Source organism: Kitasatospora sp. NPDC058243 (assembly GCF_042882025.1).
Lineage (GTDB): Bacteria > Actinomycetota > Actinomycetes > Streptomycetales > Streptomycetaceae > Kitasatospora.
Genome location: NZ_JBHVWW010000031.1, coordinates 46,547 through 62,103, shown reverse-complemented (window position 1 = coordinate 62,103; position 15,557 = coordinate 46,547). Strand labels below are relative to the sequence as shown.

General features: G+C 73.7%; 19 protein-coding genes and 1 pseudogene. 7 read left to right on the top strand and 13 right to left on the bottom strand.

Translation table 11 applies throughout. From position 1 onward, the window contains the following. Positions 1-14: 14 nt before the first annotated feature. Genes ACFVX9_RS21255 through ACFVX9_RS21245 form a run of 3 tightly spaced genes read left to right on the top strand, consistent with a single transcriptional unit; the run spans position 15 to position 981 of the window. Entirely contained in the window at positions 15-455 is a 441-nt protein-coding gene (locus tag ACFVX9_RS21255) for an ATP-binding protein (RefSeq protein ID WP_387982995.1), read from the top strand. Then, the gene (locus tag ACFVX9_RS21250) at positions 452-790 is read left to right on the top strand and encodes a hypothetical protein (RefSeq protein ID WP_387982994.1); all 339 of its coding nucleotides are present in this window, start codon (positions 452-454) and stop codon (positions 788-790) included. The genes ACFVX9_RS21255 and ACFVX9_RS21250 overlap by 4 nt, the downstream gene beginning before the upstream one ends. Then, the gene (locus ACFVX9_RS21245; protein ID WP_380378252.1) at positions 787-981 is read left to right on the top strand and encodes a hypothetical protein; all 195 of its coding nucleotides are present in this window, start codon (positions 787-789) and stop codon (positions 979-981) included. Before ACFVX9_RS21250 ends, ACFVX9_RS21245 begins: the two co-directional genes overlap by 4 nt. Before the next feature lie 67 nt (positions 982-1,048). Here the strand turns inward: ACFVX9_RS21245 and ACFVX9_RS21240 are convergent, their stop codons facing one another. From ACFVX9_RS21240 to ACFVX9_RS21210, 7 genes and pseudogenes are all read right to left on the bottom strand, one after another. Further along, positions 1,049-1,627, bottom strand: coding sequence for a maleylpyruvate isomerase N-terminal domain-containing protein (locus tag ACFVX9_RS21240; RefSeq protein WP_387982992.1), 579 nt, complete (start codon positions 1,625-1,627; stop codon positions 1,049-1,051). Positions 1,628-1,676: 49 nt separating this feature from the next. Continuing rightward, a pseudogene (locus tag ACFVX9_RS21235) lies at positions 1,677-2,520 on the bottom strand (transposase); the annotation flags it as partial. Positions 2,521-2,534: 14 nt separating this feature from the next. After that, positions 2,535-3,062, bottom strand: a complete 528-nt coding sequence (locus ACFVX9_RS21230) for a hypothetical protein (protein WP_380378248.1) — start codon at positions 3,060-3,062, stop codon at positions 2,535-2,537. A 190-nt stretch (positions 3,063-3,252) separates the two neighbouring features. Continuing rightward, positions 3,253-4,368, bottom strand: a complete 1,116-nt coding sequence (locus tag ACFVX9_RS21225) for a hypothetical protein (RefSeq protein WP_387982991.1) — start codon at positions 4,366-4,368, stop codon at positions 3,253-3,255. A 162-nt stretch (positions 4,369-4,530) separates the two neighbouring features. Next, positions 4,531-5,079 carry a DUF1707 domain-containing protein gene (locus ACFVX9_RS21220; protein ID WP_387982989.1) on the bottom strand — a complete coding sequence of 183 codons (549 nt, stop codon included), beginning with the start codon at positions 5,077-5,079 and terminating at the stop codon, positions 4,531-4,533. Positions 5,080-5,197: 118 nt separating this feature from the next. Continuing rightward, entirely contained in the window at positions 5,198-5,680 is a 483-nt protein-coding gene (locus ACFVX9_RS21215; RefSeq protein ID WP_387982987.1) for a hypothetical protein, read from the bottom strand. 52 nt (positions 5,681-5,732) lie between these two features. Continuing rightward, a complete protein-coding gene (locus tag ACFVX9_RS21210) occupies positions 5,733-6,665 on the bottom strand; it encodes a hypothetical protein (RefSeq protein WP_387982986.1) in 933 nt (310 codons plus the stop codon). Positions 6,666-6,792: 127 nt separating this feature from the next. Between ACFVX9_RS21210 and ACFVX9_RS21205 the strand changes: the two genes are divergently transcribed. Both ACFVX9_RS21205 and ACFVX9_RS21200 read left to right on the top strand, forming a co-directional pair. Then, on the top strand, positions 6,793-7,104 hold the full coding sequence (locus ACFVX9_RS21205) for a helix-turn-helix transcriptional regulator (RefSeq protein WP_063352995.1): 312 nt from the start codon (positions 6,793-6,795) through the stop codon (positions 7,102-7,104). 168 nt (positions 7,105-7,272) lie between these two features. Further along, the gene (locus ACFVX9_RS21200; RefSeq protein WP_387982985.1) at positions 7,273-8,505 is read left to right on the top strand and encodes an MFS transporter; all 1,233 of its coding nucleotides are present in this window, start codon (positions 7,273-7,275) and stop codon (positions 8,503-8,505) included. A gap of 73 nt (positions 8,506-8,578) precedes the next feature. On the opposite strand, the gene ACFVX9_RS21195 is transcribed toward ACFVX9_RS21200, so the two are convergent. The 4 genes from ACFVX9_RS21195 to ACFVX9_RS21180 form a co-directional block, all read right to left on the bottom strand. Further along, the gene (locus ACFVX9_RS21195; RefSeq protein ID WP_387982983.1) at positions 8,579-9,082 is read right to left on the bottom strand and encodes a DUF6879 family protein; all 504 of its coding nucleotides are present in this window, start codon (positions 9,080-9,082) and stop codon (positions 8,579-8,581) included. A gap of 113 nt (positions 9,083-9,195) precedes the next feature. Further along, positions 9,196-9,420: a hypothetical protein gene (locus tag ACFVX9_RS21190; RefSeq protein WP_380480924.1), complete on the bottom strand. Its 225-nt coding sequence runs from the start codon at positions 9,418-9,420 to the stop codon at positions 9,196-9,198. A gap of 87 nt (positions 9,421-9,507) precedes the next feature. After that, positions 9,508-10,344: a helix-turn-helix domain-containing protein gene (locus tag ACFVX9_RS21185; RefSeq protein ID WP_387982981.1), complete on the bottom strand. Its 837-nt coding sequence runs from the start codon at positions 10,342-10,344 to the stop codon at positions 9,508-9,510. Next, positions 10,341-11,096 carry a DUF6879 family protein gene (locus tag ACFVX9_RS21180; protein ID WP_380480929.1) on the bottom strand — a complete coding sequence of 252 codons (756 nt, stop codon included), beginning with the start codon at positions 11,094-11,096 and terminating at the stop codon, positions 10,341-10,343. Before ACFVX9_RS21180 ends, ACFVX9_RS21185 begins: the two co-directional genes overlap by 4 nt. A gap of 240 nt (positions 11,097-11,336) precedes the next feature. Between ACFVX9_RS21180 and ACFVX9_RS21175 the strand changes: the two genes are divergently transcribed. Further along, positions 11,337-12,470, top strand: a complete 1,134-nt coding sequence (locus ACFVX9_RS21175; RefSeq protein ID WP_387982979.1) for an FAD-dependent oxidoreductase — start codon at positions 11,337-11,339, stop codon at positions 12,468-12,470. Positions 12,471-12,568: 98 nt separating this feature from the next. On the opposite strand, the gene ACFVX9_RS21170 is transcribed toward ACFVX9_RS21175, so the two are convergent. Then, the gene (locus ACFVX9_RS21170; protein ID WP_387982977.1) at positions 12,569-13,594 is read right to left on the bottom strand and encodes a phosphotransferase family protein; all 1,026 of its coding nucleotides are present in this window, start codon (positions 13,592-13,594) and stop codon (positions 12,569-12,571) included. A gap of 279 nt (positions 13,595-13,873) precedes the next feature. On the opposite strand from ACFVX9_RS21170, the gene ACFVX9_RS21165 reads away from it, so the two are divergent. Continuing rightward, on the top strand, positions 13,874-14,869 hold the full coding sequence (locus ACFVX9_RS21165; RefSeq protein ID WP_387982975.1) for a zinc-dependent alcohol dehydrogenase family protein: 996 nt from the start codon (positions 13,874-13,876) through the stop codon (positions 14,867-14,869). 79 nt (positions 14,870-14,948) lie between these two features. On the opposite strand, the gene ACFVX9_RS21160 is transcribed toward ACFVX9_RS21165, so the two are convergent. Beyond that, positions 14,949-15,296, bottom strand: coding sequence for a helix-turn-helix transcriptional regulator (locus ACFVX9_RS21160; protein ID WP_063352990.1), 348 nt, complete (start codon positions 15,294-15,296; stop codon positions 14,949-14,951). Between the last annotated feature and the right edge of the window lie 261 nt (positions 15,297-15,557).

The window sequence follows — 15,557 nt, the reverse complement described above, 5'->3', positions numbered from 1 at the left end:
GAGGAGGCGTCGCCATGTTCGAAACGCCGAAGATCCCGCCCCCCGCCGTGGGGGAGTACTCCTGCTGGCTGTCGCGCCACCAGAAGTCCGTGCCCACCGCGCGGGGGCTGCTGCGCGGCTTCCTCTCCGACCACCAGGGGGGTGAACTGTTCTGCGACTACTCAGGGTTGGTGCTCGGCGAACTCGTCACCAACGCCGTCCAGCACGCCCGCACCCCGTCCGACCGGCTGCTGTTCGTGCGCTTCGCCCTCTCGGCCGACGACCTCAGGATCGAGGTCCACGACGCCGACTCCCGGCAGCCCGTGCTGCGTCGCGTCAACGGGGACGAGGAATGCGGGCGGGGGCTGTGGCTGGTGTCCGAACTCGCCCTCCAGTGGGGCTGCCGACCGTGCGCGGGCGGGGTCGGCAAGGCGGTGTGGGCGGTCCTCGGACCCCAGAGCGGCGCCGCCGCGTGACCACCATCCCGCCGCGCGACTACCCGCACCCGGTCACCGTCGAGATCGGCGGCGTCACCGAGACCGCCACCTTCACCCGGCTCGCCGACGCCCTGGCGGCCGTGCGCACCGCCCTGGCCCGCCTTCCCCTCGACGACGACCACGCCGCCTACCTCGCCGACCTGTTCGCCCCCGAATCCACCGCCCTCATCTCCCGCCGGCTGACCGACTTCGGCGCGCTGCGCACGATCGCCTTCGTCGGCATCCACGCCCACCCCATCCACCTGCGCCCCGCCGAAAGCCCCGACGGCACCGGCAGCACCGCAGACGCCGACGAGCTCCCGGACCCGAGGTGAGGCGCAGCTGCGCCCGGGTCGTGAGGTGGTGGTGCCTGCGCGGCCAGTTCTCCCTGCCCGTACGGGCGTTGAGCCCCGGGCGCCGCGCCGCCCACGCCGAGATACGGCGCTGGGCGGCCGCCCCGGGCAGTGCCGAGGCCCTGCTGCGGGCCGTCGCCGACCGCGCCGCCCGCCAGGCGCCCTCGCGCTAGTTGTGCTGTGACCGGGACCGTTCGCCGTGGATGGGGGCGCCTCTCAGTCTTCCTGCGAGAGGTCTGATCACTCGGCCACTGCCGCGCGCCAGATCCATGAGGTGCGGCGGGGGCGGTCTTCCAGATCGCCCCGGCCGGTGCACCAGAGGAGGACATGGGCCGGGTCGCCGGGTGGAGCTTCGGGGAAGAGCCGGTGGAGTACCGCCGCGCAGAGCGGCGCCGGGGGCAGCCATGGCACGCCCAGCCCCTGGGTGATGTCGTGGGTGTGCAGGAGCACCTCGGCGACACCCATTGCCGCAAAGCCTGACGGGTCGCAAGGGCCCCAGTGCCAGGCCCGCGCCTCCGGGCCGGCCGTGGCCAGTGCACTGCCGAGCAGCCCTGCGCAGGCGGTGACCACCCGGAGCACCTCGCGTGGGGAGCTGTCCGGGCGGACGGCGAGGTCGAAGGGCAGGTAGGCGTCCGTCGGGCGTGCGGCGATCTGCCCGGCGTAGGCCAGCAGGTCATGGGCGATGTGGGCGGCCGTCGTCCAGCAGCTCCATTCCAGCGAACCTGCCGGTACCGACCAGTCCTCCGCGTCGTGCGGGCCAAGTACCCGCATCATCTCGGTCACGGCCTCGTTGACGTCTCGGTTGTCGATGTAGCGCATCCGGCGATGCTACGGCTGCGACAGGAGGGTTCATCCGCCACGGTTGGGCTGCCGCGCTTGCGAGGGGGCGTCCGCCCCGGCGGAGGCCCTTCTCGCCGGGGATGCGTGCGCGTTCACGGCGTTGGGCGGCCAGGACGTCGGGGTGGCGGGGTGGCGGGCGTTGGCGTTGCGCCAACGGAGGCGGCGGTGCAGTTCACGGTTCTGGACGGGGCGGTTGGGGTGGCTGGAGTTGGCGAGGGTGAACTGGCGCAGCGGTCCGAAGTGCGCCTCGACGGGGTCGGCCCAGGAGGCGTTGGTCGGGGTGAAGCACAGCTCCACCTTGTTCTTCCGGGCCCACTGGCGGATCTCGGCGCCCTTGTGCGTGGAGAGGTGTCCACGATCGCGTAGATCGGGGCGCCGTCGGGGCGGGCGGCGCGGATCGACTTGAGCGCGGCCAGGCTATCGGCGGTGCCCTTGCGGCGACGGTTGACGCCCCAGAGGGTGTCATCGCCGATGGAGTAGCAGCCGTGGAAGTAGGTCATGCCGTGGGTGTGGTGGTAGGTCGCCGGGACCCGGTCCGGCCGGCCCTGCTCGGCCCAGCAGGATCCGCCGGTCGGGCGTATGCCGAGCGGCCCGAACTCGTCGAACGCGAAAACGCGGTCAGGGAAGCGGTCCGGGACGTGCTCGATCCGGTCCAGCGCGGCGTCGCGGCCGGGGTCGGTGGACTCCTTCCAGGTCTTGGCCCGCCGGAAGGTGGCGCCGCGTCGGGCGGGCAGGCAGCGCAGGGCCTCGCGGTCGATGCGGATCACCCGGCCGTGGACCTTGCGGATGTAGGCGGCGAGCTTGCGGATGGACCAGCGGGTGAAGGGCTGGGCGAGCTTGGTCGGGCGGGTGGCGGCCGTCTGGACGACGAACATTGGATGGGATGTCAGCCCCCGTCCAATCGGCCCCAGCCTTCGCCCAGGCAGGAAGCCGGTGAACCTATGCGGTCAGAGCGCTGGCGTCCGTCCCGCGCTGCTGCGGGGCGGAGAACGGGATCGATCCCGGCCAGACTGTCGCGCAGCCGACGGGCCCCCAGGGCGACGCGGTCGTCGGCGGCCCGCGACAGCTCCTCGCACAGCCGTACCGCGTCGTCCCGGTCGTCGGCGAAGACGCCGAACACATCGCGGACCGCGGTGTGGATCCAGTCGCCGTGGTTGTCGTCGGCCACTGCCAGTGCGGACGCGACGATCGCCAGCCCGGCCAGGTCGTTTCGCCGCAGCAGGGCTTGTGCGCTCACCCGGGTGACGAAGGTGTCGCCTGCGTCGAGCACGAGCGCCAGCAGCGGCCCGCAGGCCTCCCTCAGCTCGGCGAAGCCTGCCAGGGCGCGACCGGCGTCCGCCCGGTCGCGGTAGTCGCGGCTGCGCCCGAGCTCGGCCAGCGCCGCGACGGCCGCCCGCCGCATGTCCCCGTCCATCTGTCTGTCCACCCCTTCCGAGAGGTCCGGCGAAAGTACCACCGGGGCGCTCCGCGGGCTGATCCGCCAAGATCGGCCGGACAGGGCCTAGCCGCAATGCCACTGACTTTGCGGTCCTCCGCGACCCTCCGACCGAGGCATCGCCACAGGTCAGCGGCTCGTGATCGCTGTTAAGTCAGTGGCATTGGACCTAGCCGAACAGGACGGCCAGCCGGGTCCGGTCGTCCTCGGGCCGCAGGAGCAGCGCGTGGCTCCTGCCGCTCGCGGCCGCGCCGACGAGGACCGGCAGTCCCCAGTCGGCTCCCAAGCGCGTCTCGCGTCCCGTGACGGAGTCGCGGTAGCGGTCTGGAGCGCCGGCCCACAGCGCGACCGGGGTGGCGCCGTCCAGGACCAGCAGGCCGTTCGTGTGCTCCGTCGTGAAGCGCAGCGCGTGGTGCCCGGGGCCGTGGACCGGCCAGACCGCGAAGGGCCCGTCCGGCAGAACGCCGGCCGGAGCAGTGGACCGGGCGCCGGTGCCGTCGAGGCGGACCGCGCTGACCCGGCCGTCGTCGGCGACGGAGTACAGCAGCGCCGAGCCGTCGGAGTGGGCTTCGGCGAGCAGCAGAAACGCCTCCTCGGGGTCCCGCAGGACGGGACGTTCCCGCTCGACGGCGAGGGTGTCCGGGGTGAGGATGCGCAGCGTCGCGGGTCCCGCCGGATCCGCGTCCAGCGCGAGTACTGCCAGCTGCGCCCCGTCGGTGCATACCACCGCGTACTGCGACTGAGGCAACGGCAGCCGCACCGGGCGGCGGACCCGCCACCGGGGCCCGCCGGCGCCGGACTCCAGGTCTGCCGCCTGGACCCGGGACGGCCGGCGTTCGTCGAAGACGTCGTCCAGGTGCCAGAAGGCACGGTCGCCGATCCACCCGACGAAGTCGCCCGCGAAGGCGGAGGTGCGCGGCGGTTGTTCCCACCTGCCCCGTCCCCGCAACGGCAGGAGGGTGTCGGGCTCGTGGTCCACGCCGTCCTGGAGCACGGACATCCGAACCCAGGGGTTGCCGTCCGGGCCGGTGTACAGGGCGGGATTGACGCCCTCGTGCTCCACCGTGATCTCCTCCACACCGTCCGGACCGACCGTCAGGTAGAGGGTGTCGTCACCGCCGTCCGCCCTGTGCCGGTTGGCGGCGACCACCACCGCCTCGCCCGCTCCACCGCAGACGCTGCGGAACGACAGCCCGCCCTCGTCCCTCAGGGTGACCAGCCGAGCGCCGGAGGCCGTGTCGATCCGCCACTCGACCGGCGAGGAAGCGGAGGTCAGTTCACGCATGCAGCCCATCTTAGGGAGGAGGCCGGTCGGGCCGACGGCGCGGCGAGCGGGACGCGGCGGCCCGCACGGCCGTCCCCCGGCGGTCACACCGCTGTTCGCGCAGCACGACCACCGCGTCGTCGCCCTGATCCAGTTGCGGCGCCGGTCGGCCGGGCCGGGGCCTCAGCGCCGAGCGTGGCGGACCTTCAGCCGTCCGAACCCGGTGGTCCCGGAGATCCGGATGGTGGGGCCGCCGGGGGTGGGGTGCCGCGGGGGCTTGTAGCGGGCCTCCTTCCAGCCGGCGTGCATGCCCTCGATGTCGACGACCGCGTCGTGGGGCACCGTGATCCTGGCGCCGCCGGTGCCGAGTTGCAGTTCGATGTCGACGACCGGGTGCTCGAAGATCGCCCGGGACAGGTCCAGGTGCACCCTGCCGAGCGCGGAGGCGACCTTGAGGGTCCGGGGCACCCGCCAGGCGCCGCTGCGCCGGATGCGTCCCGTGGCGGCGCCGATCGTCGCCTCGGTGCCCGCACCCGCGCCCGGCTCGGGGAGCGAGGCCAGGGACCGTGCGAGTGCGCCCTGCGTCCTGGCGGTGAGCGCCTGGTCGAGGCGTTCGTCCATCTCCTCGTGGGAGATGCGCCCTTGGCTGTACGCCTCTTGCAGGCGTTGCACGGCCGTGTCGCGGTCGTCGTCGCCGGCCAGGGGCGAGAGGTCTTCCGGCAGCGAGGTCACCGCCACAGCCTAGCGCCGCGCCTGCGCTGCGAACCCGCCAAGGCCCCTGGCGGGAACGGCCGGTGCCGCGCGGAGCCGGTGCGCGCAGGATCGCGGCCCCGCGTCGGGCGGCGTGCGGTCAGCGCAGGGCGGCGAGTTCGCTGACGCGCAGGGTGGGGGTGCCCAGGAAGAGGTCGGCAGGTGCCGGGCCGTGGGCGATGTTGAGCGTGTCGAGCCGGTAGGTCCACGCGCCGTCGTGCGCGTGGGCGAAGCGGTAGTTGATCTGCCAGCGCAGCCATTGCCCGCGGGCCAGGCGCAGTGCCGGGGGGCGGCGCCGTCGGCGCGGCATGCCGAAGGGCGTCGCGACGAGCTGGACCCGCAGCAGGTGGCCGGCCTCCTGGAGGAGCACGCCGGTGTCCGTGCGGGAGCCGGGTGTGCTCTCGTGCGTCAGGGAGCGGGGCCGGAAGCCGTCGGCCTCGTGCATCCAGACCTCGTGGACGAGGGGCGGTGAGCCGGGCGGCAGCAAGAAGGCGGTCGGGGCCGCGTTGCGCCGGGCGGCTTCGGGTCCGCCCCGGGACTGTCCGGTCCATGACGTGCGGACCCACTGCATCACCGTTTCCACGGGGCCGATCCTGCGGCAGGGCGGTGCCCGGGCGCCACGTCGTTTCGGCGGCTCACGGCACCGGCCGGGGCCGGGCGGGTGGGCCTGACGGCAACGGCCATGCGCGGGTGGGCGCGTAGTCGGCCTTGAGGCTGTGCAGCTGGGCGGCGAGCAGGCGGCCCGCCGCCCCGGCCAGGCCCTGGCGGTCCGTCACCGGATGCGGACCGTCCAGGAGGGACATGGTGAGGCGGTAGGTCGACAGGGCTCTGTCCGTCCGGGCCCCGGTCTGCTCCCGGGACGGTGCGCGGGACAGGACCAGTACCGCCGGCTCGCGGTTCTCGGCGATGGCGGCGCCGAGGCGGGCGTGGCCGTCCAGGACCGCATGGCAGTTGAGCCCGCTGAACCACCAGAGCAGGATGCCCTCCCGGGCCTGCTTGCGGCAGGCCTTCACCCGGGGGTCGTCGGGTGGCGGCATCCGGCGCAGCGGCATGACCCGCCACGAGCCGTCGAACCAGTCGATGTAGCCGTCGGGATGGCCGTCGAGCAGCAGGGAACGCCACTGGCCGCCCGGCCCGCCTGCGGCCGGTGCCATCCCCTCGCGGGCGAGCCGCGGGGAGAGCACCCACCGCCCCTCGTGGAGCGGGCCGGCGGCGCGGGCGTGCAGGGCGCCGGCGAAGCGGTGTGCCCAGCGGGCGTACCAGGACGGCCCTCCCGGCCCGGCGACCGCGCACGCCTCGGCGACCGCGCACGCCTCGGCGACCGCGCACGCCTCGGCGGCCCGCAGGGGGGCGATGGGGGAGCGGTAGTGGTCCGTGCGGGAGTACTCGACGCCGCACCGGTCGTCGTCGATCCTGCCGGTGAGCACCACCCGCGGCCCCTGCGACAGGACGATCAGGTTCCCGTTCGCCGTCCGCGGCCGAAGCCCCGGTTCGGTGGCAGGGGGGAGCTCCAGGCCCAGGCCGCCCCAGGATTCGCCGTCGGCCGCTGTCAGATTCCTCCGGTGCACCGCACCGATCCTAGGCGCAGGCGGGCAGGCCCGCGTCGGCCCGCCCGGCCCGGGTTGACACGCTTCTTCACATCTAGAATATTGGATACGTCATCTGGTCGAGGGTCGGGCGAAGGGGGTGCGTGCGGTGGATCCGCTGGCCGTTCACAAAGCGCTCGCCAATCCGGCGCGCGCGGACTTCCTGCGCTGGCTCAAGACGCCCGAGCGCTACTTCGACGAGGACTACTACCGCGAACGCGGCGTGGGCTTCCACATCGGCGTGTGCGTGACGGACATCCGGGAGAAGTCCGGGCTCGCCCAGTCCGTGGTCTCCGGCTACCTGCAGATCCTGCGCGACGCCGGACTGCTGGTGTCCGAACGCGTCGGCAAGTGGACCTTCTACCGCCGCGACGAGGAGACGATCGCCGCGTTCGCCGCCTACGCCCGCGACGAACTCTGACGCTCCGCCCCCTCAGGGGCGCACCCCACCGCCCCCGCCGGGGCGGCCCGGGCTGCGCCCTTCCTTTTCGCCTCATTCCATCTAACTATCTAGATTTGTAGCCCCGTGCGTGGGGGGCGGGTGCCGTGCGCCCGCACACCCCGCACGCCGGGCGGACGGAGGCAGCACATGGGAAAGACCGGCCCCGCCGTCCTGACGCTCTCCCTGGGAGTGTTCGGGATCATCACCACCGAGATGGGCGTCGTCGGCGTCCTGCCCCGCATCTCCGAGGACCTCGGCGTCACACCCTCCGCCGCCGGCTGGCTGGTGGGCGTCTTCGCCCTCGTGGTCGCCGCCACCGGGCCGTTCGGCACCCTGCTGGCCTCCGGCCTGCGCCGCAAGGCCGTCCTGGCGGGCGCCCTGGCCGTCTTCGCGCTCTCCAACGCCGTGTACGCGCTCACCGACGACTTCGCCGTGATGTTCGCCTTCCGGATCCTGCCCGCGCTCTTCCACCCCGTCTTCTTCGCCGTCGCCCTCACCACCGCCGCCAACCTGGTCCCCGCACACCGCGCCACCCGGGCGGCCACCACCGTCTTCGCCGGCGTCACCCTCGGCTTCGCCTTCGGCGTGCCGCTCACCTCCTACCTCGCCGAACACGCGGGCCTGGCCGCCGCGTTCTGGTTCGGCGCCGGCGTCAACCTGCTGGCCTGCCTGGGCGTCCTGCTCCTCCTGCCCTCCACCCCCGCAGCGCCCGCCACGCCCTCGCCCTCCGGCGGGCGCCCCTCCTACCGGGGCCAGCTGGCCATCCTGCGCCGGGGCCGGCTGTGGCTGTCGATCCTGGCCGTCGTGTGCGTGTTCGCCGCGATGTTCTCCGTCTACGGCTACTTCGCCGAATACCTGGAACGCGTCACCGGCCTGAGCGCCTCCCTGGTGGGCGCCGCGCTGATGGCCTTCGGGATCGTCATGGTCCTCGGCAACCTCCTCTTCGGCCGCCTCCTGGAACGCGACCTGCTGCGCACCGTCACCGCCTTCCCCGCCCTCTACGTCCTCCTCTACGCCCTGCTCTACGCGATCGGCCCCTGGCCCGCGCCGATGCTCGCCGGCGTCCTGCTCTGGGGCGCGGTGCACTCCGGCGGACTCGTCGTCAGCCAGAGCTGGCTGGCCCGCGACGCCCAGGACGCACCCGAGTTCGGCAACAGCCTGTTCATCTCCTTCTCCAACCTGGGCATCACCGCCGGCAGCGCGGTGGGCGGCCTCGTCGTCTCCACCGCCGGCGCCCGCCACCTGCCCTGGGCCGGAGCGGGCTTCGCCCTCGCCGCCCTGGTCGCCGTCCTGCTCCGCCGCCGCCTGGGCCCCGGCGCCCCCGCCGCCCCCACCGCCCCGGCGCCGCAGGCGCAGGACGCACCGCCCGCCACCGTCTGAGCCGGGCGGCCAGGGCTTCGCGGGCCTGCCGGACGCTCGCAGAGGGGTGCGCGGGCATGGAGGCGGGCCTTCGTCAGATTCCGTACAGGTGGTGCGGGACCGCTCGCTCCCAGACCGCTTCGAACGCGGTGGCGCACAGCTTGACGGTCTGCGGGTCCTCGGTGATCTCGTCCTCGATCACGGCGCCGTCGCCGGAGAAGTGGTGCACCCGAAGCAGCGCGTCGTCGAACAGCCAGAAGTCGTTGCCCGGCAGGGGGATGTCCGTGGCCCGTCGCCGGGGCAGCCAGCGGACCTCCTCGCCCGCCGTGACGTTGGCGTGGGTGACGTAGTGCTCCCACCGGATGTACGCGGACACGGGCTCGGAGACGACCCGGGCCCGGCGCACGGCCACACCCCGGGCCACCGTGTCCGTGATCAACTGGTCATAGGGATGCCACCAGGACCCGCGGTCCTCCCAGTCGATCCGCTCGCCGCGCCGCCACGCCTCGAACCGCTCCGTCGGGGCGTAGGAGTCCCGCAGCTCCAGATGGACGGCGGAACGCCGGCACCGCCCGAGCAGCTCGGCGAAGTCGGGCACGCTCGACGGCGCCTGCGTTCCTCCGGGGACAGCTCGGACGGCCGAACCGCTCGTCGGGGTCCGGCGGGGCGGCTTCGCCTCCCGGCGGTCGGGGGCCCCTTGCGGTGCCGCGCTCACGTGCCCAGGGCTTTGCGGATCAGGGTGGCGAGCACGGCGGCCTCGGCCTCCTTGAGGTGTCCCAGGGCCACCCAGGAGAAGCTGGAATCCGTGAACACGTCCGGGCCGCCACGGACGAGGGTGGAGATCCCGGCAGCGCGTAGCGCTTCCCTCAGATCGTTCGCCGCCGACTCCCCGGCGCTCACCCGTTCCGACTGTCCAGTCGGCTCAAGACCCGACATGTGCCACTCCCTTGACCGGTGGGGTTTCCGTCACCACGAAGGTAGGGGCGGCGGCCGGAGCCGGGCGGAGGTGATTCCCGGTGATTCTCACAGCAGCGACCGGTGCGCCCGGACAATCACCCGATGGGCTGACGGGCCGTAGACGGCGCTCTGCGCCAGGGCCTCCCACGCCCGGATGTGAAGCGCGACGTCCGCCGGATCGTCCAACCACATCTCCGCGTGCCAGGACTCGGTGATGACCAACGCGCCGTCGTGGATGGAGAATCCGACTCCCGCGGGCACTCTGAGATCGGCATCGAACGGCACGATCCCGAGCCGGACGTTCCCACGAGCAAGCCAGGGGGCCAGGGACTCCAGCTGGTCCGCCAGTACGGCCGGCGGGCAGAGCCGGGAGACGAGGGCGCCTTCCCACACCAGGAAGTGGAACGACCGCGACCGGTCGTTGAGAACCCTCTGACGCTCCATGCGGGCTACTGTCGCGGCCTCGACGTCGCGGATCGACGGATGGACCCTGGTGTACCGGGTGAGGACCGCTCGCGCGTACTCGGCGGTCTGGAGCAGGCCGGGAACCAGGGTCGGGTCGAATGACCGCCGGTCGCCGGTCCGCTTCCCCTGCGCGGCGTGCGCCTCCTGCACCGGCCGGACACCGCCGGCGAGCTGGCGCCGCCACGACCGGTACTGGGTCTCCACCGTCCGCAGCCGGCCCACCAGTTCGGCGCCGGCGTCGGGCCGGCCGACGGCCTCGGCCCAGGCGACCACGTCGGCCCTGGTGGGAGACTGCCTGCCGTTCTCCAACTTGCTGACCTTGGACCGGGGCCAGCCCAGCCGCACGGCCAAGGCGCGTCCGGACAACCCGCACTCGGTGCGGAGTTCACGCATCCGGGCACCAAGAGCAGACCGCGCCTGCTGATAGTCGGTGCTCACATGTCGGAAGGTACCTGAGCCCGGAACTGCGCGTAGGGCCTCGCGTGGTGCCAGGCGGCATCACGCGTCTGGCAGGCACGGAGGACTTCCAGCGGGTCGGTGACCAACTCCATTCCCACGGTGCGCTCCCCCTCGAAGTGGAAGCGCGCGACCGTGCGGGAGTCGAAGAGCCAGAAGTCCGACAGCCCGGCCAGCCCGGCCGCCTCGGCCTCCGAACGCCACATGCACCGGATGTCCTCACCGGCCGCCACGTTGGTCCGGGCACACGCCAGCAGGTACCGCTGCCCCTCGGTCGGCGGATCGTCCACCAGGCGCACCCGCTCGAACCTCTTGCCCTTGCCGATCATGCGGCGCACGTTCTCGAACCAGGGGTGCCCGACCTCCCCGGCGCTGTCCCCCGTCCGAAGGAACTCGGCGTAGGAGGGCGTCAGCTTGTCGGAGAGGTATCCCGCCCTTGTCTCCAACCGCCACGCGGTGTGCTCGAACCCGTCGTTGATGAACTCGGTGATCCGCTGCTGCGGTACGAACTCCGGCACCGGCGTTGACTCCTTCGGCGCGAACCGCACCAGCAGTTCGCGGGGCACGACTACGAAGCCCTCATCGTCCTTCACGTGCATGAGTTGCGCCACGTCCTCGGGGTCCGTCACGGCATACCCCTGCACGACCACCTCGCCGGTGTCCACGTCCTCGTACAGCGTCGGGCAGTCGCCGACACCCGAGGTGCTACCGATGACGCGCAGCCGCCTTGCCATAGCTGTTCCTCTCGACGGCGGACAGGAAAGTCCTCCCATGATCGGCGTCAACCGGCGCTCCGGAAGGCGTGATTCTCGATGATTCTCATGACGGTCCAACGCGGGCGCGGTGACGGCCGGATGCCGGGGGTGTGAGCCGGGTGCCGGTGGCCTGTCAGTGGCGTGCCGGTGGGCCCTGGGAGCTTTCCGGGGACAGTCCGGGTGCCCATCCGGCAGGCGTGCGACAGACAGGGAACCACCATGACCACCGACATCACGATCATCGGCGCCGGACTCGGCGGGCTGACCCTGGCCCGGGTCCTGCACCTGCACGGCATCGCGTCCACGGTCTACGAGGCGGAGGCCTCGCCGGCGGCGCGTGCGCAGGGCGGGATGCTCGACATCCACGACTACAACGGGCAGCTCGCCGTCCGGGCGGCCGGCCTGATGGACGAGTTCGAGGCCCTCGTGCTGGAGGGCCGCCAGGCGATGCGGATCCTCGACCGGGACGGGAGCGTCCTGCTCGACAAGGCCGACGACGGCACGGGCGGGCGCCCCGAGGTGCAGCGCGCCGAACTGCGGCAGATGCTGCTCGACTCGCTCCCGGCCGGCACCGTCCGGTGGGGCCGCAAGGCCGCCGGCGTCCGCGCCCTGGGCGCCGGCCGCCACGAGGTGGCGTTCGCCGACGGCGCCACCGCCGTCACCGGCCTGCTGGTCGGCGCGGACGGCGCGTGGTCACGGGTGCGGCCGCTGCTGTCCGCCGCCACCCCCGAGTACACCGGCACGTCGTCCGTCGAGACCTACCTGTTCGACGCCGACACCCGCCACCTCGCCGCCGCGAAGGCGGTCGGCGGCGGGTCGATGATGGCGCCCTCGCCCGGCGCGGAGATCTTCGCCCACCGGGAGAGCGGCGACACCCTGCACACCTACGTGATGCTCACCAGGACGCAGGACTGGTTCGCCGCCGTCGACTTCACCGACCCCGCCGCGGCACGCGCCCGCATCGCGGCACAGTTCGACGGCTGGGCACCGGAACTCACCGCGCTGATCACCGACGGCGACACCGCCCCGGTCCTGCGCCCCCACTACACCCTGCCGATCGCCCACCGCTGGGACCGGGTGCCGGGGGTGACCCTGCTCGGCGACGCCGCCCACCTCACCGCCCCCAACGGCGAGGGCGCCAACCTCGCCATGCTCGACGGCGCCGAACTCGGCCAGGCCCTGGCCGCGCACCCCGGCGACACCGAGGCCGCCCTCGCCGCGTACGAGCGGACCATGTTCCCCCGCAGCGCCGAGGCCGCCTCCGAGGGCGTGCACATGCACGAACTCCTCAACCGCGACGACACCCCCCGCGCCCTGATCGCCGCCTTCCTCGACGGCGAACCGGCCTCCTGAACCGCCCACCTGAACCGCCCACCTGAACCGCCCGCCTGAACCGCCCACCTGAACCGGCCTCCTGAACCACCCACCGGCAAACGGGCGCAGGGCGGCGCTCAGGCGTACCGGTCGAGCAGCGCCTCCAGGTAGTCCTCCAGGCGCCGGCCCAGCAGGGCCGGCGTCAGGTCGCCGCGCCCCAGCTCCCGCCACGGCACGGCGACCTTCTCCGCGTCCGGGGCGAACGCCAGCGCGTCCAGCAGCCGCCAGTACAGGTGCGCGCCCGGGTCCTCCTCCAGCGTGCCGCCGGCCGCCAGGTAGCGGGCGGCGAAGTCCAGGCCGGTGTCCACGCCGTGCAGCAGGGCCAGGGCGGTGGAGCAGTGGGCCACGTCCAGGTCGGCCGGGCCCCAGGAGGTCTCCACCCAGTCCACGACCCCGCTGACGGCCAGCGCGGCGCCCTGCCCGGTGAACAGCACGTTGCCGGGGTGGAAGTCGCGGTGCAGGAAGCACGGCCGGTACGCGGGCGCCTCACGGCGGATCACGTCCATCGCCCGCCGCCACACCCCGGGACGCGCCGTGGCCCCGGGCACCCGCACCCGATCCGGGGCCGTCCACGCCTCGAAGGCGCGGGGTCGCTCGCCCGGCGCCACCACGAGGGCGTGCACGGCAGCCAGCTGACCGGCCAGCAGGTCCGCGCGGCGCTCCACGTCGCCGTCCTGCGCCACCCGCACGCCGCCCGGCAGCAGCGACATCACCAGCGACGGGTGGTCGCAGAACTCGCCCGCCGCGTCCAGGGCGTGCAGCCGCGCCGCCGGCACGCCGCCGTCCGCGAGCAGCCGCAGCACGCCGGCCTCACGGGTCAGCAGGGCGGGCGCGTGGCGCAGGTAGAACGGCTTGACGAACGAACGCAGCACCAGCGCGTACCCGCCCCCGCCCTCGCCCGCACCCCCCTCCGGGCCGACGTCCAGGCGCCGCATCCGCGACGTCCAGCCGCCGCGCAGGCCCGTCACCGAGCGCACCCGGTGGCCCGGGGGGAGGCCCTGCTCCACCCATCGCAGCGTGGCGGCCCAGTCCCGGCCCGAGGACCCGTACGGTTCGTGCGGCAGTTCGTGTGGCGGTTCGTGCGGCGGCGCGAAGGCGTTCATCCGCCGAAGGATACGAACACCGTCCGCCCGCCGCCATGCCGGGTTCCCACCCGCCCCCGCAGGCCGCGCGGCCCCGGGCCTGACGCAGGGTCAACTCACCGTCAACGCCCGCCGACCGCCCACTATTCCGAGACCAGTCGAAGTTTGACAGTTTCCCGCGCACCGGGTTACGTAAGTGGCCGCACCGCACGCCGCACCGCACGCCGCACCGCACGCCGCACCGCACGCCGCACCGCACGCCACACCGCCACCGGCCCACCACAGCAGGGGAGTTGCGCCATGTCCAGGACCGTCGTCTTCGACCGCACCGGAGGACCGGAGGTCCTGACCGTGCGAGCCGCCGCCGTACCCGTGCCCGGCCCCGGCGAACTGCTCATCCGCGTCAGCGCGATCGGCCTCAACCGCGCCGAGGCCCTCTTCCGCGCCGGCACCTACCTCGACGAGCCCAAGCTGCCCGCCACCCCCGGCTACGAGGCCGCCGGCACCGTGGAGGCCCTCGGCGAGGGCGTCACCGGCTTCGCCGCCGGCGACCGGGTCGACACCGTCCCGGCCTTCTCCCAGAACGACTACGGCGTCTACCGCACCCACGCCCTCGTGCCCGCCCGCGCCGTCGTCCACCACCCGGCCGGCCTCACCGACGTCCAGGGCACGGCCGTGTGGATGCCCTACCTGACCGCCTACGGCGCCCTCGCCGAGGACGGCCACCTGCGCCCCGGCGACCACGTCCTGCTCACCGCCGCCGCCTCCGGCACCGGCCTGGCCGCCATCCGCACCGCCCGCCGCCTGGGCGCCGTCCCCATCGCCACCACCCGCACCCGCGCCAAGAAGCAGCAACTCCTGGACGCCGGCGCCGCCGAGGTGATCGTCACCGGCGAGGAGGACCTGGTGGCCCGCGTGGACGCCATCACCGCCGGCACCGGCGTGCGCACCGTCTTCGACCCCGTCGCCGGCCCCGGCGTCCTCACCCTCGCCCGCACCATCGCCCCCGGCGGCCGCCTGATCGTCTACGGCCGCCTCGACCCCCGCGACACCCCCCTGCCCGGCCAGGACACCTTCGCCCCCGTCACCAGCCGCTTCTACTCCATGCACGAGGTGACCCGCGACGACGAACGGCTGCGCCGCGCGCAGGCCTTCGTCACCGCCGGGCTCGCCGACGGCTCCTTCACCCCCGCCGTCGACCGGGTCTTCGAGGGCCTCGACCGGATCGCCGAGGCCCACCGCTACCTGGAGGCCGGCACCCAGGTCGGCAAGATCGTCCTCACCGTCCAGAACTGACCCCACTGACCCCACCAGGGCCGAGCCTTCCAGAACCGGCCCGCCCCACGGCCGCCGGCCGCGGGACGGGCCGGCCCGCTCAGGGCGCCGTGCGGGCCTCGGCATCGGCGGCGGCGACCACCGCCGACAGCAGGCCCGGGAAACGGCCCTCCAACTCCTCGGCGCGCAGCGAGTTCATCTTGGTGGTGCCGACGTAGTACTGGTGCAGCAGTCCGGCCTGGCGCAGCACGTTGAAGTGGTGCGTCGAGGTGGAACGGGAGACCGGAAGATCAAAGGAGCCGCAGCTCAGCGCGGCGCCCGCGTGGGCCAGCCGGCGCACCACCGATCTGCGGGCAGGGTCCGCGAGTGCCTCCAACACCTGCTGGACCCTGAGGTCCTCCACACCAGGGTGCACGATCACCCGCGCCGCCACGCGTGCCCGTCCCACACCCACCACCCCTTCCCAACGCTCGACCCCCGTCCCGGTTCGGTAAAAGCCGCGCGGCGTGCGCGACTTCGCGCCTCGACGCTACTACGAGCGCGCCGTGCGCCACGCCCACCGCAACACCTCCGCAACACGCGCGCGCCCGCCCCGGCGCGCCCGCGACCCCCGCGCCCCCGCCCGCCCCCGTGCGCGCACGCGGGCGGGGGGGGGCCCCCGCGCGTGGGGGGGGGCCCGCCGCAGACAAGGAAGGCGGAGGTGTGGTTT